This is a genomic window from Paenibacillus sp. GCM10027628 (assembly GCF_042676385.1).
GTDB lineage: Bacteria > Bacillota > Bacilli > Paenibacillales > NBRC-103111 > Paenibacillus_E.
On record NZ_JBHTHA010000002.1, the window covers coordinates 782897 to 808232 of the forward strand.

Here is a 25336-nt window from a genome sequence, read left to right on the forward strand (position 1 = left end):
TGCTTTTATCTTAATCTCATTTCCTAACCACCGGCAGTGCGTCATTCTTTTGATTAATGTCCGTATTTTTTAGTTTCCCGCAGAATTCGATAGCTGATCTTTATATTGTCCGGGTGTGAATCCGGTGTATTTCTTAAAGACTTCAGAGAAGTGTCTATAGGTATGATAGCCAACTTTTTCACTCACCTCGTTGACTTTCAGACCTCGGCTAAGCAAGGTTTTGGCAAGCTCCATGCGGATTCGGGTCAAATATTTAATGTACGATTCGCCGACTTCTTCCTTAAACAGCACACTGAAATAAGTCGGATTCATCCCGACATGCTCGGCCACTTCCTGCAGCGTGACATCTCTTGTATAGTTTTGCTCCAAATAATTACGCGCTCGAGTAACAGGAGATTGCTTGCCTAAATCTTCATAACGAACGATCCCTTTCTCTCCCAAAAAATGAGCGGATCGCAGCGCGTGCAGCGCTTCTTGATAACTCAAACCGGCATCCTTCAGTTCCACATAGGTTCGTCCGCTTCCAACGGCGATGCCTGCTTGTTCGGACACCAATAACAGCTGTCCCCAAAATTCAGGTGTGGGCTGCCGGTAATGAACAAATACAATGATTCTCTCATGGCCATGTCGTATATGGATCGCAGCATAATCAGCATGTTCCGGGTTATGAAAGGCCTCAGAAGAGGCAACCAAAACGTTCACCCCTACAAGGGTCTCCGCATCTGCTCCATAAATCTCACGCCATTTCACTTCGCCTTCAGCACCGCCTAATAATAGGTCCAACGTCGCCTTCTCCAGGAGCTCACGCTTACTGTTGTTCACCTTGGTCTTGAGTTCTTGCATTTCTCTCTGCTGGCTGATTTTATCCATCACCTTGCGAATCGCTTTCTCAATGGTCGGAATCGTAATCGGCTTCTCCAAATAATCGGCAACACCTAGATTGATGGCTCTTTTCACATACTCATATTCATTGAACCCGCTAAACACAATACACAGTGTCTCAGGCGCTTCTCCCATAATCTCTTCAATCAGTTCAAGACCATCCATACCGGGCATCCGGATATCGGTAAAAATAAGCTCAGGACGATGTTTCCGAAATAAATCGAGCGCAGACAGGCCATTGTCAGCCGTGCCGATGAGTTCAATCCCAAAGCTTGACCAGTCTATCATTTCACTAAGGCCTTGAAGCACAATGTATTCATCGTCGAAGACCGCTGCTCTAAGCATCTGCATCCCTCTTTTCGCCGAATGGTTGAAAACGGATTTCAATTTGAGTTCCTTGATTCACTACACTTGAAATCGTTAATGAACTCGTCGTGCCATAGTATAGGGTCAGCCGTTCACGCACATTTCTCAAACCGTATCCCTGCTCTGTCACGGCCAAATCAGCTATACCAACCCCATTATCCTCCACCGTAAAAACAAGAAATCCCTCTTCGCGTTTACCGGTCAAACGAATGGTGCCATTACCAACTTTGGGTTCCAGGCCATGATAAATCGCATTCTCCACCAGCGGCTGCAGAAGCAGCTTCATAATTTCCATGCCCATCATGGAAGGGTCTACCTCTTGCACATATTGAAACCGGTTATGATAGCGAATATTCTGTATGGTCATATAATGCTCAATATGCTTTAATTCCTTATAGACCGCAATGGAATCTTTACCTTTGTTCAAGCTCAATTTAAAGCTCTCCGATAATGAAACGGCCATCTGCGCGACATCATGATTTTTTTGAATTGTTGCCATCCAATAGATCGAATCTAAGGTGTTGTATAAAAAATGAGGCTTAATTTGCGCTTGCAGCGCACGAAGCTCAGCCTCCCGCTCCTTTAATTCCGAATGAACAAGACGTTCATTTAATTGTATATTTTCAGAAACTACTCGCTTGAACGTTTCTCCAATTGTCCCTACCTCATCCTGTTCGAACGTTTCTTCAAATTCCCGGGCTCCCCTCGTCCAATCCATCATCATTTTTTTGATTTGCAGGAGCGGACGTGTGATACTGCCGGAAATAAAAATGGAATACAGCAGCGCAATGATCCCCATAGAAACGGCGATGAACGTTGTGACCGTGCGGATTTTGTTCGATTGCTTGAGCAGTTCGCTCACTTTAATCAGATGGATAAACGTCCAATCCGTCGTTTGATTCTGGTATTGGCTGATCAGATACCCCTTTTGCTTCAATTGATCGATAACCGCTTCCTTATTCCCCTCTTTTAAAATGGAATCGCTTGTTAATCCGTTATTAAATACGATTTTGCTGCTGCCAAGGGAATTGTCCAAGGCCATAAAACCGCCGGAATTGCTGTTTTCATTGAATATATTATTGAAAATCGCAGTGGAAATATTAACCACTAATACACCGATCGGCTGACCGTTCGGACTTGACGCATCCCGAAATAATTTTACCGTAGAAAAAGAATTCTTCGACTCACCGAGTATGTCGTAGCCCAGAAAAACAACTTTCCCTTGGTCCCGTAAAGCACTTTGATACCACTCAGATTGCTCTATGAGCCGGGCCTTATCGGGCTTTTCATAAACGCCCGCATCATCGGATCGTCCTGCGCAAAAGGTCTTAAACTCCAAGTTGAATACACAGATTGAGTTTACAAATTTGGTGTCAAACGGATTGTTACTAATCGCTTTTTGCAGCTTATTTGAGGTCCATTCACCGGTCGTGCTCGGTTCACTACTTTGTGGAACGTTGCTGCTGGATAAGACTTCCCTCACCTCATTGTTCACTACGATGGAGCGATTCAAATTAATAATGTTTCGAAATAATAAGTCTGCTACTTCACTTGACGTTTCCAAATGATTTTCATAAGTTTGCGTATTCGTTTCCATCAATGTGTTCTTGGCAATATCGAAAGAAATATAGCCCAAAATGAAGAGCGGGGGCAACGAAATGACGATCATCGCAACCAGAAACCGACTTCGAAGTCGTTGAAAACGAAACTTGGAAAAGAGAAAACGTAACCGATTCTTCATGTTGTGCCTCCTCCCATGCTTTGCAGTAAGTATCAGACCTTCTGAAGGTCATAAAGGTATTATAGCTAGATCAAGCCCAATTACATAATGTGCTTATTTTTTGGGCGGGTGTCCGTTTTTTTTGGAATGCAGAGGAAATGCCTTGCCTTACAACGCCAAAAGAGTCATGCAGCCGCATGACTCTTTCCTCCATATTTCATACAATTCATCAAGCTATTTTCGGATCCAGGCAACCCCATTGCAATCTAAATGAATATCCAGGTATCCAAGCTTATCAACACTGGTAATCAAGACGTCTTGCTTCCTATGGTCAATCTCCAAACCAGTTATACGTACAGGAACCGCATCCTCCTTCAAGTCAATTGGTATGCATACGGTAACTATGCCCATTCTGCCCGCCATATTGCCTTTACCGACGATCACCGGCGACTCCTCTTTGGCTCCATATATTTCTGATACCCAACCAGCCTCGCTACCAACGGAGAAATGACAAGCACCGCTTGTCTTCCATTTCATTTGTAATTGAACGGCGCCTGTTGCATAATCAACGGTTGTCTGCCATTCATGATTGCCGTCGTCAAGGATTCGAACCTGCGAAGATGGAGGCAATTGAAACCTCTGTTCAATATCATGCTCGCCTTCGCCTTCCAACCAATCCACAATGATCAATAAACTGCTCGTTTTCCCGAGCAGCAGCCACCTATGATGCAGTACCGGAGCGTCAAGCCTCATGTAACCGTTATGGGAAGCATCGATAAAATCATACGCCTCCCCCGTGATCCACCGGTTCGTCACACATTCCGCGAGTGGAGTCCCCCATTCCTGCGTGGAAACATAAGGCGTCTGATCCAAACCATCCACCGTTACGGTATTGTGCGCTCTGGTGCTCTTGAAATAACGGCGCCATTCCCCTTCTTCATACGTATACCGGCCGGGATCGAGAAAGAGCAGGTTCCGTTTCCACATCCACTCCAGGTTCAGCGCGTCTGCATGGCCATGAGCCCCGCCCATGGAGGCAGCGTCAAAAAATAAATACTGCTCGGCATCCTTCATCACATAGTAACCTGTTTGAGGGAAGGCTACAGTAGCAGGAACAGGCGGGTTGAAAGACAGCTGTCGTTGTTTGAGCTGCTCGTACTTTTCCACGCCGAACAACCACAGAATTTCTTCGCTCATCTCGCCCATAGTGATAAACGTTTCATCCTCTAGGATCGCACCGAGTAAGGCTAGACGCTCCGTACCGGAACTCACCAGGTCGGAATCGCCTGCCGCCGTCGACCCGTGATCCGGTCTGATCAGTGCATGCGTGTATGCTCCCATTCTGCGTAAGTTGCCCGCATACCATTCTGACATCGGGTAACCCGCCGTCTTCCCCAGTAAATAAGGAGTGCCAAACATCTCAATGCTCCCATTATGGTAATGCGTCGTTAATTCGCTCTGCACACCTTCCGGGCCGATCTGGTGGACGAGGCACAGCTCCAGACGCTCCTTGGCAAATTGTCGCCAAAACGAGGCTCTTGGATGGTCCTCATAAAAAACGCCGATCATAAATAATCCCTGCATATGCATGATGGCATGATTAATTTCCGTGCTCCCCAAATATTGGGTCAAATATTCCGCATGCTCTGCGAGACCGGTTAGAAACTCCTCGTGAAAAGCTTCAGTTATAAACGGACTGCCTTCCATATATTTGAAAGCCGATATCCATGATTGGACACGAAGGCCTACCTCCAATAAGCGCCAAGGACCCGGCTGCTGAAAATAGGTTGCCTGCTCGTAGGCAAGATGCTTCGGAACCGGATTTTGCGTCCTCCAACCGCGCAGGTGTTTGACAAAAGTTTGGACGTACTCCTCTTTTTGTGTCATTAAATAAGCTTTGCCCAGATCCAGCATATACCAGTGCCGGTTGATCCCCCAAGTGAATTCGAGATCTCGGGAAGGATTATAAAGCCAGTCAACCGGCTCTCCCATGTAAACCCAATGATCCATGTTCATCGTATAAGGAACGAGAAACTCATTCTTGCACGCATGCTCTGCTTTCTCGATGGAAGCACTCGCCAGATTCGGATATTCTTGAAGATAATGCTTTGCAGTCTCCTTCAATTCCCGGTTCGATAAATAATAATTCATTGTTGTCTTCCTCCTCTTGATTCGATAAATGTGAAGCAAAAAGCGCCGAAATCTTTCGGCGCATCCGCATATGCTCTTCGATTACTTGGCTAAAGATCCTTGCAGTTTCTGAGCGTCAAAATTCGGATCTGCTTCAATATTCGTTAATCCGGCAGATTTCGCTTTGTCCAAGGAAGCGTTATAACGCGTATTCAGATCCGTAATGATCTGATTCAGATCTCCGCCGTTCAACATATATTTGATGAATGCTTCGGTAAATTTAGCGCCTTCCAATTTGCTTTCAGCAGGTGAAGTCGGATCCGCCGGATAGATGGCGTCATATTTCGTCGGCAGGAAGCCCTCGATGCCGTTAATTTGCGGTTTTTTTGCGGAACTGATGACGGCAGGGATCAGGGAAACACCGTATCCGTTTTCGTAGTATTCTTTTTGGAGATCCAACCCGTATACATACGCCATGAATTTCCAGGCTTTATCTTTATTAGGCGAATCATTGCTAATTCCGATATAAGAGCCTCCCACCACTTGAATCGCTCCATTGATGGTGCCATCCGAAGTTGGAGGCATCGCCGCCGCCCAATGAATTTGCGTTGGGAATTGATCTTTATACACGCCCGGCTCACCGGAGTGATTGAGGTACATACCGATCTTGCCTTGTGCGAATTGCGCGCGGAGCGGATCGATATCCAGACTTTCAACCCCAGGCAGCATGCTGCCGTCTTTATTCATTTGGCGCAGCGCTTCGGCAATATCTTTATACATGCTGAAATCGTAAAGACCGGTTTTGAAATTATAGCCGTTTACGCCCATATTCGTGCTTGCAGGGGCTACCGTGTTTGCTGGACGGCTGAACCCGCCCGGGCTTTTGAATGGGCTGGCGAAGCCATATGCACCGCTCGCCTTGCCTACAGCCGTAATCTTTTTGGCGTCTTCGACCATTTCGGCCAGCGTTTTCGGCGGAGATTTAATGCCCGCTTTTTCAAACAAATCGACGTTATAGATCAGCCGCCACGTTTGACCGGTATTCGGAAGCGAATATATTTTGCCGTCCGCCGTATTTTTGTTCGGAATCAATACGCTGCTAAAACTCTTTTTCATCTCCTCGCTCATGTAAGTATCAATCGGAGCAATATATCCCTTTTTCACATACGTCTGAAAATCATTGATTTGGAGCACATCCGGGGCTTGCTTGCTGGCAAATGCAATATCCACAGATTGCGGATAATTGTCGGCCATGACCGTCATTTCCACTTCAATATTGTCTTTGTTCGTTTGATTGAATGTATCGATTTTGGCTTTCATAAACTCCGCATCATGCCTGTCAGGAGTCCAATATTTAAGCTTGGTTTTAGCCCCCGTGCTTTGCTGGGCGGTTTCTATCGGTTTCGTGCTTGTCGACGAGCAAGCTGTTAAGCTTATTACGATTAATGCGCTTATTGCCGTGGTTGTCCATTTCATTACCATTCCTGTAACCCCCTCTTTAGTAAGTCATTCCGATTGGTTCCGGATAACTGTTTTCATTATAATAGCCCGGTTAAGAGGATCGTGAAGGACATTTCAACTTTGAACGTAGGAAAAAATCACTTTTTGCTTTTCTCGGCATTTCCCATATACAGTTGGCGAAAATCAGTCGGTGTCATACCACTATGTTTCTTGAACAGTTCACTGAAATAGGGCCGATCCTCATATCCCAAAACAAGGGAAATCTCCTGCACCTGCATGCCGCTAATCAGCATTTCTTTGGCCCGCTCCATACGCTGCTGTGTAACATATTGCATAAGCGTCGAACCCGTCTCTTTTTTAAATAAATTCGCAAAATAACTCGGACTCAGGTGAACGGCTTTCGCGCATTCTTGAACGGTCAAGTTCGATAGCAGATGCGTCTCGATATAGGCCTTTGCCTGCATGATTAAATATCGCGCATCCTTCGATTGGCGCCTTTCCATCAGCTCGCAGCCATGTGAACAAATACTCCTCACATATTGCATCCAGCCATGCATCGTTAACGAAGTATCACCTTTCATTTCGGCGAGACTTGCTTCCCACTTAATCCGCTCTTCTTCCGATATGTGCTCAGATAAAACCCGGTACATCGAAAAAGACAATCCATAGAACAAATTCATCATCATATTCGGTTCAGGCGGTACCGGATACTGCGAACATTCCAAAAATAAGTCTTCAAGAATTTGTCCGGCTTTGCTCTTGTTGCCGGATCGCAGCGCGTAGAACAGCTCTTTCTCTTTCTCAAGGGAATATCGGGGCGAGATAGGGCCTTCAATTGTCAATTCACTGAACGGGATGACACTATTGCCGCCGCTGTAGAAGTTATAGGAAAGAGCTGTCTTCGCTTGCTCGAACGAAATGTGGATATTTTGAAGTACATCTACTTCCATGCCAAGACCCATAGAAATGGTTTGTTTCGTATATTTCTCCACATTGCTGCGGCATAGCTCTAGCATTGCGGTTGTTTGAATGCGACTGGGAGGATTGAAAACAACGACAAATTGATTACTGTTTTCACGAATGACAATTCCCTGCGAATGCGAAAATAAAGTTTCCTCTAGGATGTTTTGGACGGCAAAACGGATCAGTTCAACCTCCCCGATCGGCAGGGCCTGGCTCCGCTCCTGAAAATGATCAATTTCCACAACCATTACACTCAAAGGCGATTGCGCCATCTCCATGTTCAAGAATTCCCAACACTTTCCCAGCACTTCTAAATTTGCCTCGTAACGCAACAGGCTCCTCACATACTCCTGACGGAGATAAGGTCTGCTTTCCAGCACTTTCTTCTCCAATTCCTGCATTTTAACGAACTGGTTGCGTTCAGACTGGGTGGCTTGCTTCGCTTTCATGACGGCTTCAACAATTTGGCCTGGTGTAAAGGGTTTGAGCAAATAATCAAATGCACCGAGCCGGACGGCCTCCTGCACATAGGCAAAATCCGTAAAACCGCTAATAAAAATAATTTTCGTCATGGGGGACTCTTCTGCCACAACCTTCACCATCTCGATGCCGCCAAGCTTAGGCATACGAATGTCTGTAATGACGATATTCGGCTTCAACTCTCGGATCAGCCGCAAGCCTTCCGCCCCATCTAATGCCGTGCCTACGATTCGAATACCGTGCTCCGCCCATGGAATTTTATTGGCAATCCCGTTAACAACAGCCTTAATATCATCAATTACGCACATCGTCAAGGTTGTTTCCATTTGGCCAACTCCTCCTAATTCAATGGAATGCTAACTGTCACTATGGTTTCTTTAAAAGGAATGCTCTGCAAATTCATGGAAGCCTTGTCACCATAATAGAGCTGGAGCCGACTCCGAACGTTCCTTAATGCGTAACTTTTCCATGTCAGATGGTACTCTTCCATTTGCTGATTAACTGCATCTACATCCATCCCGCTGCCGTTGTCGATTACGCGCAAAATAAGTTGATCCGCTTGTTCATAAATTTCAATCCGGATTTCTCCGGAATCGGAGTGATCCCGAAATCCGTGAAGAATCGAATTTTCCACCAAAGGCTGAAGCAAAATTTTCAAGATCGGTAATTGCAGCACCGCAGGGTCTTCGATATGGATCGTGTAGGAGAACCGATCTTCATAACATTTCTGCTGAAGGTTCAGATACTGTTTCACATGCTCTATTTCTTTGTCCAATGTCGTAATTTCATTTCCGTTATTTAAACCTAATCGAAACAGCAAAGAAAGCGAAACGATCATCTCTTTGACATCCTCATATTCTTCGCTTTCGCTTTTCCAGAAAATCGTGTTCAGCGTGTTATACAAAAAATGAGGATCGATTTGCGCCTGTAAAGCTTTCACTTCCGATTTGCGCTTTTCTTTCTCTGAAGCCTTGACCTCTTCGATCAGCGTTTGAATTTGCTCGAGCATCCGATTGAACTTATGGCCGACATGACCGACCTCGTCCTCATATTTGCTCGTAAACCGCACTTCCAAATCGTTCTGTTCTACGCGCAGCATCAGGCTTTGCAGCTTATATAACGGCTTCAATAGAACAGATGACAACAGGTTGGAAAAGAATAGCGCTACAATCATACAAGCAATCATGATATACAGAATCAACCAGCGAATATTTTTCATCGGACGAAGCAAATCGGCTTTAGATTGAATACTGACAAGAATCCAATCATTGTTCATCGTCAATTTGGCATAATTGACAAGCAGTTTATCGCCTTTATCGTTGACATACTCAAAATTGCCTTTGCTACCCTGGATCCCATTAAGAAACTCATTTTCCTCATTAAATGGAATCGTTTGCAAAGAGGGGCGAATGACCTGGGATCCGTCTTTATTTAGCAAAAAAAGCCTAACCTGATCGTTGATCAGATTCTGCTCAAGAATTTCTCTCATATATTGCTCGCTCAAGTTCACATCCAAATAAACATCCGGCAAATAGTAATTCGAAAGCGGACGCAGCAATAGTGAAAGCACACGTTTCCTGCTGGAAAATAACTCATCCTCATGCGCAGCGATCCAAAGTGAATTCCACGAATTTTGCGAAATTTCATTAGCGAAAATATCCATAAAGGATTGATGAACAGAACGCGTATCCTTGGTCGAATAGAAATCTCCGATTGGCGTGCTGAGCAAAGCCGATTCGATTGAGGGCTCATTTAATTTCATTTGTGCGAACGGTATTTGCAGCACTGTGAGATCTTTGTAAAAGTTACTTTTCGAATTGGATTGAATATCTTTAACCACATTGTCGTAAGCCTCACTCATCATGAGTGAATAAGAGGAAACCACAATATGTCTTAAATGCTCGTCCAATACCTGCACGGATTTATTCAACGTATTTTGACTCATATCCAGCGCGTTCTGCTCCATCACTTTGGAAGCGAAATAGTACGAAAACATGCCTGTTAAGGTAATGCATATGACCGTGAGGAGAATATAGAGCAACGGGATTCGCTTTTTCAAGGACAGTCGATAATAGCTGAGTTTCACGATAACACCACTCCTTGAAAGCAATTATAGCGTATTTCAACTTAGGTGGAACTGGGGGCGCCTTCCACATGGTTTCCTTTAACCTTTTACAGCGCCAACAGTGACCTGCATGAATGATTTATTGGCAAATACGTACACCACGAGCAGCGGGAGAATGGATAAGCAGGCTCCGGCTAGCATCAATTGTGTTTCTGCCGCAGCACCGATGCCATACCGCAGACCGGCGAGTCCTACCGTCAAAGTTTGCAGCTTAGGTGAGCTCATGGTAAACACAAGCGGTAAAATGTATTCATTCCATGCGCCCTGAAAGGAAAACAACCCTGTGACGCCAAGCGCAGGACGAAGCAGCGGTAAAATAATGCGCCAATAAATCGAATAGAAATTGCAGCCGTCGATCAGCGCCGCTTCATCCAAATCACGCGGGATCCCTTTGAAAAATCCGATCATCATAAAGAAAATCGCCGCATGTCCGCTAATCAGGATAAGAATGACGCCCCATAGACTTTTCTGAAGATGCAGCGCTACCATCAAATCAAATTGAGGGCGCAAAACAACAGCGCCAATCGAGATAAATAACGTACATGCAAGCATGGCCGTATATAGCTTTTTACCAAAAAAATTCACACGGTCCACCGCATAAGCAGCCATCGTCGTCACGATTAATGTACCTACTGTCGTAATCACGCTAAGATAGATACTGTTCCAGGTAAACTTGGCAAAATTGGCATGGGTCCAAGCTTTGGCATAATTGACCAGTTCCCAATGCTGCGGCAGTATTGTCGCTCCGGCGGTTACTTCCAAATTCGTTTTAAACGATCCGAGAAACGCCATAAGAATTGGAAAAAGCATCAAAAAAGCCGTGCCCGTCAGGAATATCCACAGTATTGTTCGAGGAGCAAGAGTTAGAAGAAATTTTGGGTTCATCCTTTTTTCCGTTCGATTCATTGTTATCCCCCTGTCCTCAATAGACATCGTTCAATTTTTTAGATACATAGAAGTAAATCAAAGTAATAGCGCCTACGATCAGGGCAGTTACGAACCCGACTGCACTTCCATAACCGATTTGCTGCATCGATTGCGAGTCTGTAGAAATCCGGAAAAACAGCTTATACAAGTACAGGTACATCACTTCAGTTTTGCCATAGGGACCGCCTTCCGTCAGTACCATGATGCTTTCATAGCCTTTGAGCGAAATCGTAATCGCAAGCATAACGACCATCTGCAGAACGGGGCCCAGCATCGGAATCGTAACGTACCAGAACTTGTGGACCGTGTTAGCGCCATCCAATGATGCAGCTTCATACAAATCTCCGGGTATACCCTGCAAGCCCGCCAAAAAAAGCAGCATATAATTGCCGACCGCTCCCCAAATCGCAATAATGATCGTTGTGAGCATGGCATGATCGGCGCCCAGCCAATTGATCGGAGTGGAAACTAGATGATATTTCAAAAGAAACTGATTCAAAATACCGTTATACGAATTGAAAATAATAAAAAATACAATCGACATGACCGCTGCGCTAAAAATAGTCGGCAAATAATAAATCGCCCTCAGCAAAATCCTGCCTTTCATTTTCCCGTTTAATACAATCGCTAACAGCAAAGAAAGCGGAATCGTGATCATCAGTTTTCCAGCTGCGTAGATCAACGTGTTTTTGACCGAATTCCAAAATTCCATATCTCTGAAAACCCTTGAAAAATTATCGAATCCAATAAAGGAAGGCTGCCCGAAGCCTTGATAATCATAAAACATGTACCTCAAAGCCCACAAAATCGGATATACACTAAGGACTAACGTCAATAACAAGCTCGGAAATATAAAGATATAAACATGGACCTTCTTCATTCTGCCTCTCCCCTTTCTTTGTGTATGATCATTATAGAGGAGAGCGCGAAAAGCATGAGATAGGCGATTCAACTTTCCTAAGGGGAGAATGTTACTATTGTTAATCATTATTTCTCAAAATGACAAAGAGCCGCCCAGACCTATACCTTTGGGCAGCTTCGCTTACATTTTTTGTAGTTTAAATAAACTTATTTCTCGCTGCGTAAACGGTCCAACAGCACCGCAAGCACGATAACAATACCAGTGATAACGGTTTGCCAGAAAAAGCTAACATTTAAAAGCGTCAATCCATTTCTGATTACACCCAAAATTAGCACACCAATAATCGTCATCTGAATTCGGCCAATTCCGCCTGCCAGACTCGTACCTCCGAGGACTACGGAAGCAATGGCATCCAGCTCAGCCATGTTGCCGGCATTCGGCTGACCTGAAATTAAGCGCCCTGCAAGAACGACACCAGCCAATCCAGCGCATAAACCGCTAATTGCGTACACATGAATTAACGTCTTTTCAACCTTAATGCCCGTTAATCTCGCTGCCTCTTCATTGCCCCCAATCGCATAGATATGTCTGCCAAACATCGTGTATTTAAGCACGATAAACATAACAATATATACGGTAAGCATAATGTATATCGGTGTTGGAACCGCCAGCATTTTCCCCGACCCGATAAATTTAAACGGTTCCGAGGCAAGTATGGTAGGTAACCCCCCGCTAATCACATAAGCAGCGCCTCTTATATATGTCATACTGCCTAATGTAACAATAAAGGATGGAAGCTTGGTTCTTGCCGTCAGAAAACCATTGATCCAGCCCGCTAAATATCCCACCGCAATCCCTGCAAACATCGCAATAATAGGGTTAACTCCTTGTTTGGAAAGCAATACGGAAACAACGCCTGCCAGTGCGATTGTAGACCCCACAGACAGATCAATCCCGCCAGTCAAAATAACGAGTGTCATACCTGCTGCAAGAATGCCGTTAACGGATGATTGTTTTAAAATATTGAGGATATTCCCCGTATCCGTGAAATTCGGCGCAAAAATAGCAAGAATGATACAGATACCTACCAATACAATTAACATGCCTAGTTGATTCCAAATTTTCTTGATGGATAGCCGATAATTGTGTTTTCTGTTCACTATTGCTTCCATTCCAGCACTCATATGATCTCCCCCGTTGCATAATACATAATCTTTGCTTGCGTCGCGTCTTCCCGCTGCAGGTTTGCCCGTAACTTACCTTCATGCATGACAAGGATGCGATCACTCAGCGCTAATATTTCCGGCAGTTCAGAGGAAATCATTAACACGGCAAGACCATTTTTGGCTAATTTATAAATAACCTTATGGATTTCAGTTTTGGCGCCAATGTCAACGCCTCTCGTCGGTTCATCTAACAAGAGTACTTTTGGCTTAATGGATAACCAACGCGCGAGCAGCGCTTTTTGCTGATTTCCTCCGCTTAAGCTAACCACCTTTTGTTCTTTACTTGCCGTTTTAATGCCTAATTCCTTAATATACATGTCTGCTTCATTATTGATTTGCGACCAATCCAAGAGCGATGCTTTTCGATATTTAAACATTTCAGCCATCATAATATTTTCTTTGACCGACATATTCAGGAATAGACCTTGTTCCTTGCGGCTTTCCGGTACATGGGCAATGCCGTATCGCATGGCATCCTCTGGAGAAGATATGTTCACCGGTTGACCATTAATCAGAATTTCACCAGCCGATATTTCCGATAAACCAAAGATTGTTCTTACTAATTCCGTTCTTCCGGCCCCGACCAGTCCTGAAATCCCAACAATTTCTCCAGAATGCACCTCAAGCGAAATATCCTTTACATTTTTGTTATCAGATAAGTTCTTAATCTCTAGAACCGGCGTTTTATTTGTAATCCAGTTCGAATGTGAAGGCGGCTTTTGAAATAATTCATTCAATTCACGGCCAACCATTGTCTTAACCAGATGTTCCGGATTGGTTTCGGTGATTGGAACGGATGTAATCCACTCTCCGTCACGCAAGATGGTACAGCGATCCGAAATTTTAAAAATTTCATCCATACGATGGGAAATGTAAACAATCGCAACACCTTTTTGCTTTAATTCATTCATAATCACAAACAGCTTATCAATTTCTTTGTGGGTTAATGAGGCTGTGGGTTCGTCCATCACTAATACTTCCGCTTCTATAGATAAAGCCCTCGCAATTTCCACCATTTGTTGTTGTGCAACACTCAAGGTTGAAACATAAGCTCTGGGATCCAATTCGGATCCGATTGATTTTAATAGAAAATGGGCTCGTTCGTGAACTTTTTTCCAGTCCACCATACCAAACTTATTTTTGGGGAATTTGGTTCCCATCAATACGTTTTCACCTATGGTTATATTCGGAGACAATTTCAGCTCTTGATGAATGACACTGATGCCTTTCTCACGCGCTTCCATGGCATTATGCCATACGATCGATTGACCTCGATACATGATCTCGCCTTTATCTGGACGGTATATCCCTGCCATAATCTTCATCAGCGTTGACTTACCGGCACCGTTCTCTCCCATTAAAGCATGTACTTCACCTTTGTACAGATCGATGTTGATGTCTTTTAATACGGTAACCCCTGAGAATGACTTGGAGATCGCTCGCATGCTTAACACTTGTGACGACGATTCAGTGGAAATGTTCTTCTGAACTTCCGCTTGTACAGCTTCCATGTTCTCACTCCAACCAAATTAATAGTTACTATCATTTATTGACGATTGAATGAATACGATGTGGCACCCGGGTAAAGAGTAACCACATCGCATTAATAATTCGCTACTACCAGCCTTTATAGTCTTTTACGTTATCTGTCGTAATGAAATCAGTTGGAAGCTTAATTAATTCATCCACTTTTTCACCGGCAAGAATTTTGAATGCGGTTTCAACCGCAATGGTAATCATATTAAACGGATTTTGTGCCGAGCTTCCAACAAAGCTTTTGTTTTCTTTCAGCGTAGTAACGGCATCTGGAGATCCGTCCACTCCGACGATAAACATTTCCTTATCGCGACCGGCTTGCTCTGCTGCGATTTTCGCGCCAATCCCAGTCGGATCATTGATCGCAAATACAGCATCGATGGTTCCTTTGCCATTTGCCTGTAAGATCGTTTCCATCTTAGCCAGCGATGTTTCGCGGTTGCCGTTACCATTTTGATTAGCAACGATTTTAATATCCGGAGCTGCTTTGAGCGCTTCTTTAAAACCTGCAATCCGGTCTGTTACAGCGGATACCGGCGGACCATCCAATACGGCAATATTTCCTTTGCCATTCAACCGTTTAACCAAATATTCACCTGCTATGCGCCCTGCTTGAACGTTATCGGAAGTTACACTCGCATTAACGCCGCCTTCAGAAATAGTATCGACTGAAATGATGGGGATTCCTGCTGCTTTAGCTTGACCGACTGCTGCTGCAATACCTTTCGTGTCCACAGAGCTTAGAATAATCATGCTTACTTTTTTCGTAATAAAGTCTTCGATTTGAGAGGTTTGTGTAGCCAAATTATCTTCTGCGCTAACGGTGATAACTTCAGCGCCATGTTTCTTAGCCGCTTCCGCAGCACCTTTAGACATCGCGACGAAGAAAGGGTTGCTTAAGTTTTGTACAGTCAATCCAATGACGACTTTTTTCCCTGGTGTCGGATCTGCCGCTTTAGCTGAACTAGTTGTTGCTGCCGGCGATGGCGCCCCAGATACTGCTGCCGGTTTGGTTTCCGCCGTTTTACCACAAGCCGATAGTGCAAATACAACAAAAAGCAATAACATCATTTTCATGTTTTTCATATTCAAATTCCTCCGAATAATGGATGTTTTTTTATAAAATAAGTTTGGCGAACGATAGAAGAATATGTGATAATTACAGTGAAGTTGCTTTTCTGTGAACATGTTTTTAGAGTCCAATTGGCTATCACGTTTGGCGACAGAAGTAGCCGATTGTCAAGCTCATTAGCATGTTCCTTTCTTTTCCCCCCTTCTATTTGGATATAAACAAATCCCCCAAATGCATTCATGGAAATTCATCTAAACAAAGCCTCACCTCCTATAAGAGTGGATGGTTGTTTTTTTGTGTCTTAATCATACCTGTGAAAAAAACAAAAAATAATAGAAAATTTTCTCGCAACTGTTGAAATTTTTCTACTGAACAAAAAAGCCCCGACCTGGTTATGAATCAGGCTAGGGCTTTATCTTGTTTTTCTACTCTATGACAGGCAACCAAACATTGACGGTTGTTCCTCTCCCTAATTCGCTCTCGAAATGAAGGCCATATGGTTCGCCAAAATGCAGCTTGATTCTAGTATCCACATTTTGCACGCCAATACCGCTCCCCTTCTCAGAAGTGCGGTCTTTTCGGTACATACTTTGGATATCCTCTTGCGACATTCCGATTCCATTGTCGATGACCTGGAGAAGTATTCTGTTCTCCTTGCGTATTCCAGTTATTTGAATTGTACCTATACCCTCATTATTTCTTATTCCGTGATAAATAGCATTTTCTACCAGTGGCTGTAAAATAATCTTGATTGCTTTGTATGAAAGGATACTCTTATCCACATTGATTTCAAAATCCAATTTAGATTTATAGCGCATTTTTTGGATCGTCAAATAGTTTTTGATATGCTCGATTTCGTTAAAAATGGAAATGAATTCTTCTCCCTTACTAATGCTTAAACGGAATAACTTAGCTAAGGAAGCCGTCATCTGGGTGACCTCCTTCGATTTGCCGCTTTCAGACATCCATATAATTGAATCCAATGTATTATAAAGAAAATGAGGGTTTATCTGAGCTTGTAACACTTGCAATTCGCTCTTTCGTTTTAATTCCTGTTCTTTCACATTTTGCAGCATCAGTTCTTTGATCTCTGCCGTCATCCGATTAAATCGTTTACTTAAGTGCCCGATTTCATTCGAGCTTTGAATATCAACCTGAATGTCAAAATTCCCTTTCTCCACTTGCTTCATCGAACTTTCAAGTTGTTTAATCGGTCTCGAAATACGCAAGGATAAAATAATTGAGAGCAGCACCGCTACGATAAGTAACCCAATACCTCCAAAAAGAGTATATGTTTGCAGCTCATCCTTATTTGAGACTAATTCGTCCACATAAGTGACCCCGACAATTTTCCATCCGGTTGCTTGCGAAGTTTTAATCGTGTACATGCGGCTATTTTTACCTTCGGAAGTGACAAAGCTGCTGCCAGGCGTACGCATAACTTGAGATATCAATTCAACCTTCTGATTGCTCGCAATCAATTGCTGGTCCGGGTGATAAACAATGTTTCCCTGGGCGTCCACAATGAAAACATATCCCCGATTCCCAAGTTTAATCTTGTTACAAATATCGTTGATAACGCTATAGTTCAAGTCTACAAGCAGAACGCCAAGCTTTTCGTCGCCGACATCACTGCTGAGTTCACGACTTAAGGATATCACGGAGTTATAGTCGTTCAGAATCATATTTTGTACATGTGAAGAAGAAATAACGACTTTACCCTTCGCTTCAATGGCCTTCTTATACCAGCTTTGTTCCGTCGGATCCACTTGCGGATATAGTTTAATCTTATCGTTGTAAGGGATAATTTCGCCATTAGTACCGAAGATTAGAACCGACGAGATATCTTTTCTTGTATTCAACACGGTATTGAGTTGGAAGGATATTTTCTGTTTCAAGTCCTCCTTCCCGCTTGCCCCCAGATATACCTGCTTCAGTAGGTACTCTTTGATATCATAGCTGGAAAGAACCATTCGTGAAATATTGTCCATATAATTGATATAGCTGTCTATATTCGAGCTTACTTGTCCCATCAGCTGATACGTATAGTCGCGCGAATTTTTTTTCACCGCATCTGTGGAAAGATGATAAGACATCCAGGCAATCACCGTAATCGTGACCACAATTAAACATGAAAAAGCAACAGCGATGGTTGACTGAATGCTTTTAAAACGGAAAAAGTCCATGATTCGATTCCTTGCCATGTTTACGCCCCTTTACACCATTCTGCGATACACAGTCGGGGTCATACCCGTCGCTTTTTTGAAAATCAAATTGAAATAATGGGGGTCCGCATAGCCTATGCGGTTTGCGATTTCGTAGGTCTTCAAATCCGTACATTTAAGCAGTTCCTTCGCCTTCTCCACTCGAATCCGAGTGAGATAACTGATGAAGGTTTCTTCCGTATGGTTTTTGAAGATAAGACTAAAATAGCTTGTGCTTAGAGCCAGATACTTACAAACCATATCCATGGACATATTCGCATCAGCATAATTTTCTTTAATATAGGCTTCCGCCTTCAAAGCTTGGATCTTGCAAGCATTGTTCCTTGCTTCAAGGATGATACCCGTTGTACGCAGACAATATTTTTTTAGCCATTCTTCAACTTCATCAAGTGTTTTCAACCCATAAATTTCGGTCAATGGACTTGAAGATGAACTGTTATGAAGTGTTTCACAAATCTCAAGCTCGTCCAAAACATCCAAAATCGAGACGATGACCTGCTGAATGTGAACATAACAGCGATCCATTGGCAGATAGGATTCTTTCAGATTTTCAATGATTTTCTCAATGATCCCTTCAATCTCCTGCTGAGTTCCCGTCTTTAACGTAGTTGCGAGCTTTCTTTCCCAATGTTTATCGTAGGAAGCACTTTCCCCTGCTCCCCCTTCAATGTCGCCGATATGAATGATTCGATTTTTTCCAAGAAAAAAGCGATAATCAAGCGCATGTGAAGCCTTATTATGAGAATGATGAATTTTTTCCAGAGAAGCGCAAATATCGCCTACACCAATGGACACCGTAAACTTCAGATACTCTCTTACCGATCGATTGATCTCTTCGAAAATTTGCGCGGCCTCTTCACGGAGCGTTTCTATCTGATCGTCAAAGAGGATGACAATTGTTTTTTCATTATTGTTTTGGAACACGATTCCGTTCTTTTTTCTTGAAATAATTTCCCCGGAAATATTACAAACGGCAAAATAGAGCAGTTCGCTCTCACTCTCGGGATAAAATCTTTGCAGCTCCCCATGATCATCTACATCAATGACTGCGACGACAAAATGGGTTCCGGGTAAAGCAATATCCAAATAAGCGAGCTTATCCTCAAGCTTCGTTTCACGGAGTTCTCCTGTAACCAACTGATTCAAGAACCGCTCTCTTACAAGAGGAAGACTCTCTCTAAGCTGCTGCTTCAGCTTGCTTAAATCCTCCACCTTACGATTCTCATCATCAAGCTCCGCCTTTACTCTCGCGAGAATTTGAGATAATTCATCAGCCGTATTCGGCTTTAAGATATAGTCATGCACCTTCAGCTTCAAAGCTTGCTGAGCGTATTCGAACTCATCGTATCCAGTAAGAATAATGATTTTGGTGTTGGGATAATGTTCAAAGAGATAGCGTGACACTTCTAAACCATCCACCAGAGGCATATTGATATCCGTTAACACGACATCAGGTTGAAGTTGTTCAAAGGACCGGAGCACATCACGGCCATTTACAAAGTCGCCAACGAATTCAAATCCCAGCTCATCCCAGTTTAAACTATCTCTTATGCCCTCTCTTACGTTGTCTTCATCATCAGCAATGATAATCTTATACATACCTTTCACCACTATGCTTCTACCAGCCTTTATAGGTTTCTACATTATCTTGCGTAATCAGATCAACAGGAATATGAATCAACGATTCTATCTTTTCACCTTTTAGCACTTTAAAGCCTTCATCCATGGCCAATTTAATCATTTCAAATGGATACTGTGCTGAGGTTGCAACGAAGCTTTTGTTTTCTTTGATAGCCTTCACGGCATCAGGCGCTCCATCTACACCGACGATAAACATTTCTTTATCGCGTCCTGCTTGTTCCGCAGCGATTTTTGCACCAACGCCAGAAGGGTCATTCGTTGCGAATACAGCATCAATTTGCCCTTTTTTATAGGTTTGCAAAATGGATTCCATCACTGAAACCGATATGTCACGGCTGCCACGTCCATTTTTCTTGTCGACTACTCTAATTCCCGGAGCAGTTTTAATGGCTTCTTCAAACCCTGCAATTCGCTCCGTTACGGCAGATACGGGAGGGCCATCAATAACAACAACATTTCCTTTCCCGTTTAAACGCTTAACAATATATTCTCCAGCTAATTTTCCAGCAAGAAAGTTATCGGAGGTGACAACCGTGTTCACGCCTCCATCTGCGTCTACGTCAACGGCAATGACGGGGATCCCTGCCGCTTTAGCTTGACTGACAGCACCCGCTATACCTTTCGAATCTACAGCATTTAGCAGAATCACATTTACTTTTCTTGCAATAAAGTCCTTGATTTGAGCTGTTTGCTTAGCCAAGTCGCCTTCAGCGCTTACCGTGATTACATCAGCACCATGCAGCATAGCGCCCGCAGTTGCGCCTTTGGACATCGCCACAAAGAATGGATTACTTAAATTCTGCAAAGTAAATCCTACCACTATTTCTTTCTCTTTATTTACCGGTTCTGCATTTTCTGTTGCTAAAGGTACAACGGTTGCTTCAGATTTTATAGAAGGTTCCAGTGTTGTACTTGAAAAGCATGCCGTAAGTGTGACCAAAGCAAATATAACAAATGCATACGAACCTACTCTTATCCTCTTCATAATCAACTAACCCCTACAATTTTTTATGTATTATTCGACGAGTACAACTGATTTCCTTTGATCGATGTTCACCACCCTCTTTTACATGCAAAAACAAGCCTAATCCACAATTACGGATTAAGCTTGTTCCCTTCATGTACAATTCGCTTCGCAACCCAGCGATCTTACGAAATCATCTGCTCATTAGATTCCCTCTTATCTCCAACTGTAATCGTTACCGGGCCGAGCAAGCCGCTTGGCTCCTGCTGCATAAAACGGGAGAAAAAATCGTGCTGCTGCTTAGCGAGCGTGTTCGTGACTTCGATTTTCAGGTTGTTTTTGCCATTTAGCAAAAAGCGGCCGATATCAAACGAGTACGGCGGACAAATGCGGGATCGAATATGATCTCCGTTCACCCATACATCCACGGTTTCATAAGCACTTCCCAAATCAAGCTTAACCGGGCGATCGGCGTAATCCCCATCTAACACTGATTCATAACGGAACGTGCCCGAAAATCGAGGAAGCCTGTCGGGGCTGCTCATATTGGCTAGGTGAGCCATTGTTCCCCAAGCCTCGAAATTCGGATAAGACAATGCATCCGCCGTTGATATCGTCCATGGCCCTTGCAGCTCTAAGTGTTGTGCAGCACTTCCGGACACATCGTCCCTTTGCCCTGCATCGAATGAAGCCCCAAGCGACTTAGCCTCTGGTCCTGCGATGAATAAAATAGATTCATAAGGGCTAAGCGTTAAGGAAACCCGACTTCCTTGATTTGTTCCTTCACTTGCAACGGACAAAAGCTCGTTCTGCAGGCCATCGAATGCAAAGAGCTCTCCGCCGACCGACAGATGAACTTTAGTCTCAATGGCGTTGTTAGGATGCTCATTTACGAAAAAGAACAGGTCCAACCCCGGCTGTTCATAGCGATAATAACGCAAATAAGGTTCGTATGTTTCGGCCGATACGTCAATATAGCCTTGCTCCTTTACATGAGCCGCCAGCTCGCTGAGCGCTACTATATTTACGCTCGGGGAGCTCTTTAGCGCACTCAGCAAGGATCTTATATCCGTTCCCTGACTGGAACGAAGCGGCAGTCCATCAACGAACACAATAGGCAAGCGAAGATTCGCCATCTGAACAAGTTTTGTGAGCAGCGGGGCAGGAAGCGCATCGGCATAAGGAACGATGAAGACATCATAGTCCTCCATCCCTACCTGCAGTTTCCCGTTAGCGACCTCAGCGCTCTCGAGCAGCGCATCAACCGGCAGCACGTCGCAATCCACTTGATGGCGCATCAGCTCCTTGACCGGTTTATGAAAGTACATGGCAGAACCCGACCATTCGCCCTCGGCGTGATAAAGTACTGCAGCCGTCGCCCGGTGCCGGCCTCCCGTCAACAGATGACTCATCCGGTTGGTGTAATCGTTAAGTATTTTATAGCTGCGATATTGCGGGTTATGCCCTCGTGCATACAGATGCGGCGGACAATCGCCGTCCGGAAACTCCTTTTGCGAGAACGCGTGCGGCACGAAATAGTTCACCCCGCGCACCAGCATATGATCGGTCAGCCATTTCATCAGCTTCAAACCTTCGGCCCAGCCGTATGCGCCGAACACTTCGGCCATCGTCCGGCCCTTTTTCTTCGGATCGATATGTCCAAGCGATGAAGCGAGCTTCGCCAAACCATAATGGAAAAACTCGCTGTCCGTATCCCCCGCAATCCAGCTGAAGGACGCTTCGTCAAAACCTGGGATCAGCTGGTGCAGAACAACGTCCACGCCAGACATGTCTTGCCCCGACATCGAGCGGAAGAAATGCCCCGAACCGCAGCCCAAGCGGGCATGCACGTTATTATCTTCGATAATATGACCGATATGTTCTACCCCGTGATACCGGCACCATGCACCGATCTGCCCAGAGAAATGCTCGGCATACAACCGGCTTACAACATTCATATAGGCAAAACGCACTGCCCCTGTCAGCTCATCATTCGCCTCATACCACAGCAAAGGGAGCAAGCTTAGATAGGCAGTACCAAATTCCGCATCAAGCAGCGGCAGCATATCGGGAGACCAAGGTAAGGAAACCCTCTTTTTTCCTAACTTAGATTCAAAATCATAAATAGTGCCGTCATTGTAAAATCCCGGCTCATCCGTAAAAAATCCGGCAAATGTCCGGCCAAAATCGTCCCTGTATCGTTCATAATAAGGAACATAACTCGCATCGATCAAAACGCGTACAGACTCGGCCACCAGAGGATTCACATAATCCTTATACTTCTCGTCCGGGCCGACTTGCGTCCGTACAATGACAAATATGCGCCATAACCCTTCCGGGATTTCCCAATACAACACATGATCCTGCACCTGTGCGCTGACGTCGATCAGCTCGCCGGTCAACTCGCCATTGTTCCCGCTCCGTTTGGCCGCAATTACGGCAATCAACGATTCTCCCGCCGCAAGCCACGGTGAGAGCAGAAACGAGGCATCTTTCGCAGGTCCCATCGCGTCGATATGCCGCTCTGCGATAAACATGCGTCGCAGCTCTGCAGGAGCTTCCTTCAAACGGCCATTCGCATGGCCCGTCGGGAAATGGTCATCGTCAAACGCCCATACCCGCATATTCCGCTTTCGCGCTTCATCCATGATGATATCCAAATCAGCCCACCAGCCCGGCCCTAAGCAATCGGGATGCGGCCGAGACTCCACGACGAACGCCTTGATACCGGCTTCGTCGATTCGGGTCAATTCCTCCCGAATCACTGCTTCCGATTCGCCGCGCTGCCACACAAGCGGCATTATATAATTCCCGTGCTTTCCTTCGAGCACTTCATTTAATCGCGAGTTCACTGCCAATCGCCTGCTTTCTATATTCATTCAAAGTAAACGCATCTCCAAAATCAGCCTTTCACGGCACCAATGGTAATACCTTTCACGAAATACTTCTGGAAGAAGGGATAAGCAACAAGAATCGGTACGACGCCGATCACGGCGATCGCCATACGGAACGTTTCCGACGGCAGTGCCGCAAGCGCCTCGCTGGATTGGGAAGCCATCGAGCTGTTGGTCGACAGGAATTGAATGTCGGACATGATCCGGTTCAATATGCTCTGTAAACTAAAGAGATTTGGCTCCGTGATGTAAATCAAGCCGTTATACCAATCGTTCCAGTAGGCGATGCCTTGAAACAACCCGATCGTCGCCATAATCGGCATGGAGAGCGGCAACACGATGCTGTAAAACGTGCGGAGCACGCCCGCGCCGTCAATATTCGCTGATTCCAGCACCGGTGTCGGAATAGTCGTCATAAAAAACGTCCGCATCAATAAGACATTGAAGCCATTCATCAAAAGCCCGGGAATAATAAGCGCCTGAATCGTATTTTTGATCTCGAACACCTGCGTGTAAATCAAGTATGTCGGTACAAGTCCGCCGTTGAACAGCAGGGTAAAGAATACGAAGAAGGATAACGGATTGCGCAGAGGGAGATCGCTCCGGGAAATCGGATACGCCAGAAGCGATGTAATGGCCAGGCTCGCCGTCGTACCGACGACCGTCACCAGGACGGTGATGCCGTACGCCCGGAAAATGCTGGCCGATTGCTCCCATAAGTACTGGTAGGCGGTAAAACCAAGCTGCTCCGGAAAAAAGGAATAGCCGTTTTTGACGATCGTCGTTTCGTTCGTAATCGATGAGATGAACAGCAGTACAAAGGGCAATATACACGTAGCCGCATAAACCCAAAGGACAATATGTCCGAACCACTGCCAGCCGCGGTTTTCTTGTTTCAGCATGTTGGTCTCCCCCTAGAACAATGCATTCTCTTTGTTGATTTTTCGTACGATAAAGTTCGATAGAAGCACGAGCACGAATCCCACAAGCGATTGATATAAGCCCGCAGCAGAAGACATCCCTATATCCCCAAGCTGCATAAGCCCCCGATAAACATAGGTATCAATGACATTGGTCGTATCAAACAGAGCCCCAGAATCCATCGGCACTTGGTAAAACAAGCCAAAGTCGGAATAGAAAATGCGCCCGATCGCCAGCAGCGTCATCATAATGATGACCGGCGTAATAAGCGGTATTGTAATTTTGCGAATTTGTTGAAATTTGCTTGCTCCATCCAATGTAGCCGCTTCGTAATATTCTTGATCGATACCGATGATGGCGGCTAGGTAAACGATACATAAATATCCTGCACCCTTCCAAGTATGGATGAACGTTAAAATATATGGCCAAACGCCAGGTTCGTTATACCAGGACAGTGGATCCAAACCAAGCATCGGAAGCACCGTTTTGTTCATGAAACCGTTATCCATGCTTAGCATCGCAAATACCAAATAACTCACAATAACCGTGGATATCAAATATGGAAGCAGGATAACGCTTTGATAAAATCTCGATAATAACTTGTTTTTGATTTCGTTCAGCAGAATCGCCACACCGACGGCTACAATCAGGTTAATCATGATGAACGCAGCGTTATATAGAATCGTATTTCGTGTGATGACAAAGGCGTCCGTCGTTCGGAATAAATATTCGAAGTTTTTGAGACCGATCCAGTCGCTGCCCCAAATTCCCTTGGCAAAATTCACTTCCTTGAATGCGATCACGAGCCCGAACATCGGCATATAGTTGTTGATGATCAGATAGACGATCCCTGGGATCATCATCATATAATACGGCCAATACCTTTTTAGCAGGCTTTGCTTTCTCCCCATCGTCCGCGTATTCACCCTGCGTCCCCTTCT

General features: G+C 44.7%; 17 protein-coding genes. All 17 read right to left on the reverse strand.

Annotation, left to right across the window (positions count from 1 at the left end):
* Positions 1–69: 69 nt before the first annotated feature.
* Positions 70–1227 (reverse strand): response regulator, encoded by a 1158-nt coding sequence (locus ACFQZT_RS04605; RefSeq protein WP_379297003.1) that lies wholly within the window; start codon positions 1225–1227, stop codon positions 70–72.
* Positions 1220–2989, reverse strand: a complete 1770-nt coding sequence (locus ACFQZT_RS04610) for a cache domain-containing sensor histidine kinase (protein WP_379297006.1) — start codon at positions 2987–2989, stop codon at positions 1220–1222. Before ACFQZT_RS04610 ends, ACFQZT_RS04605 begins: the two co-directional genes overlap by 8 nt.
* A gap of 213 nt (positions 2990–3202) precedes the next feature.
* Positions 3203–5119: an alginate lyase family protein gene (locus ACFQZT_RS04615; protein WP_379297008.1), complete on the reverse strand. Its 1917-nt coding sequence runs from the start codon at positions 5117–5119 to the stop codon at positions 3203–3205.
* 81 nt (positions 5120–5200) lie between these two features.
* Complete coding sequence (locus tag ACFQZT_RS04620; RefSeq protein WP_379297010.1) at positions 5201–6580, reverse strand: ABC transporter substrate-binding protein; 1380 nt, start codon at positions 6578–6580, stop codon at positions 5201–5203.
* A gap of 116 nt (positions 6581–6696) precedes the next feature.
* Positions 6697–8328 (reverse strand): helix-turn-helix domain-containing protein, encoded by a 1632-nt coding sequence (locus ACFQZT_RS04625; protein ID WP_379297012.1) that lies wholly within the window; start codon positions 8326–8328, stop codon positions 6697–6699.
* Positions 8329–8342: 14 nt separating this feature from the next.
* A complete protein-coding gene (locus ACFQZT_RS04630; protein WP_379297014.1) occupies positions 8343–10088 on the reverse strand; it encodes a cache domain-containing sensor histidine kinase in 1746 nt (581 codons plus the stop codon).
* Positions 10089–10166: 78 nt separating this feature from the next.
* Positions 10167–11033, reverse strand: coding sequence for a carbohydrate ABC transporter permease (locus ACFQZT_RS04635; protein ID WP_379297016.1), 867 nt, complete (start codon positions 11031–11033; stop codon positions 10167–10169).
* 16 nt (positions 11034–11049) lie between these two features.
* Positions 11050–11934: a carbohydrate ABC transporter permease gene (locus tag ACFQZT_RS04640; protein ID WP_379297018.1), complete on the reverse strand. Its 885-nt coding sequence runs from the start codon at positions 11932–11934 to the stop codon at positions 11050–11052.
* A gap of 188 nt (positions 11935–12122) precedes the next feature.
* Complete coding sequence (locus ACFQZT_RS04645) at positions 12123–13100, reverse strand: ABC transporter permease (protein WP_379297020.1); 978 nt, start codon at positions 13098–13100, stop codon at positions 12123–12125.
* Positions 13097–14653, reverse strand: coding sequence for a sugar ABC transporter ATP-binding protein (locus ACFQZT_RS04650; RefSeq protein ID WP_379297022.1), 1557 nt, complete (start codon positions 14651–14653; stop codon positions 13097–13099). The genes ACFQZT_RS04645 and ACFQZT_RS04650 overlap by 4 nt, the downstream gene beginning before the upstream one ends.
* A gap of 106 nt (positions 14654–14759) precedes the next feature.
* A complete protein-coding gene (locus ACFQZT_RS04655) occupies positions 14760–15764 on the reverse strand; it encodes a substrate-binding domain-containing protein (protein ID WP_379297024.1) in 1005 nt (334 codons plus the stop codon).
* 411 nt (positions 15765–16175) lie between these two features.
* Positions 16176–17954 carry a sensor histidine kinase gene (locus ACFQZT_RS04660; protein ID WP_379297026.1) on the reverse strand — a complete coding sequence of 593 codons (1779 nt, stop codon included), beginning with the start codon at positions 17952–17954 and terminating at the stop codon, positions 16176–16178.
* A gap of 12 nt (positions 17955–17966) precedes the next feature.
* Positions 17967–19574 carry a response regulator gene (locus ACFQZT_RS04665; RefSeq protein ID WP_379297028.1) on the reverse strand — a complete coding sequence of 536 codons (1608 nt, stop codon included), beginning with the start codon at positions 19572–19574 and terminating at the stop codon, positions 17967–17969.
* 19 nt (positions 19575–19593) lie between these two features.
* The gene (locus ACFQZT_RS04670) at positions 19594–20601 is read right to left on the reverse strand and encodes an ABC transporter substrate-binding protein (protein WP_379297030.1); all 1008 of its coding nucleotides are present in this window, start codon (positions 20599–20601) and stop codon (positions 19594–19596) included.
* A gap of 164 nt (positions 20602–20765) precedes the next feature.
* A complete protein-coding gene (locus ACFQZT_RS04675; RefSeq protein ID WP_379297032.1) occupies positions 20766–23459 on the reverse strand; it encodes a glycosyl hydrolase family 2 protein in 2694 nt (897 codons plus the stop codon).
* A gap of 23 nt (positions 23460–23482) precedes the next feature.
* A complete protein-coding gene (locus tag ACFQZT_RS04680; protein WP_379297957.1) occupies positions 23483–24373 on the reverse strand; it encodes a carbohydrate ABC transporter permease in 891 nt (296 codons plus the stop codon).
* Positions 24374–24388: 15 nt separating this feature from the next.
* Positions 24389–25306, reverse strand: a complete 918-nt coding sequence (locus tag ACFQZT_RS04685) for an ABC transporter permease (RefSeq protein WP_379297959.1) — start codon at positions 25304–25306, stop codon at positions 24389–24391.
* Between the last annotated feature and the right edge of the window lie 30 nt (positions 25307–25336).

Bases quoted from the DNA above. Each gene is read 5' to 3' on its own strand.
- ACFQZT_RS04625 (WP_379297012.1), bottom strand. From the start codon at position 8,328: ATGGAAACAACCTTGACGATGTGCGTAATTGATGATATTAAGGCTGTT.
- ACFQZT_RS04655 (WP_379297024.1), bottom strand. From the start codon at position 15,764: ATGAAAAACATGAAAATGATGTTATTGCTTTTTGTTGTATTTGCACTA.
- ACFQZT_RS04645 (WP_379297020.1), bottom strand. From the start codon at position 13,100: ATGAGTGCTGGAATGGAAGCAATAGTGAACAGAAAACACAATTATCGG.
- ACFQZT_RS04610 (WP_379297006.1), bottom strand. From the start codon at position 2,989: ATGAAGAATCGGTTACGTTTTCTCTTTTCCAAGTTTCGTTTTCAACGA.
- ACFQZT_RS04675 (WP_379297032.1), bottom strand. From the start codon at position 23,459: ATGAATATAGAAAGCAGGCGATTGGCAGTGAACTCGCGATTAAATGAA.
- ACFQZT_RS04615 (WP_379297008.1), bottom strand. From the start codon at position 5,119: ATGAATTATTATTTATCGAACCGGGAATTGAAGGAGACTGCAAAGCAT.
- ACFQZT_RS04660 (WP_379297026.1), bottom strand. From the start codon at position 17,954: ATGGCAAGGAATCGAATCATGGACTTTTTCCGTTTTAAAAGCATTCAG.
- ACFQZT_RS04605 (WP_379297003.1), bottom strand. From the start codon at position 1,227: ATGCTTAGAGCAGCGGTCTTCGACGATGAATACATTGTGCTTCAAGGC.
- ACFQZT_RS04670 (WP_379297030.1), bottom strand. From the start codon at position 20,601: ATGAAGAGGATAAGAGTAGGTTCGTATGCATTTGTTATATTTGCTTTG.
- ACFQZT_RS04635 (WP_379297016.1), bottom strand. From the start codon at position 11,033: ATGAATCGAACGGAAAAAAGGATGAACCCAAAATTTCTTCTAACTCTT.
- ACFQZT_RS04685 (WP_379297959.1), bottom strand. From the start codon at position 25,306: ATGGGGAGAAAGCAAAGCCTGCTAAAAAGGTATTGGCCGTATTATATG.
- ACFQZT_RS04665 (WP_379297028.1), bottom strand. From the start codon at position 19,574: ATGTATAAGATTATCATTGCTGATGATGAAGACAACGTAAGAGAGGGC.
- ACFQZT_RS04640 (WP_379297018.1), bottom strand. From the start codon at position 11,934: ATGAAGAAGGTCCATGTTTATATCTTTATATTTCCGAGCTTGTTATTG.
- ACFQZT_RS04620 (WP_379297010.1), bottom strand. From the start codon at position 6,580: ATGGTAATGAAATGGACAACCACGGCAATAAGCGCATTAATCGTAATA.
- ACFQZT_RS04650 (WP_379297022.1), bottom strand. From the start codon at position 14,653: ATGGAAGCTGTACAAGCGGAAGTTCAGAAGAACATTTCCACTGAATCG.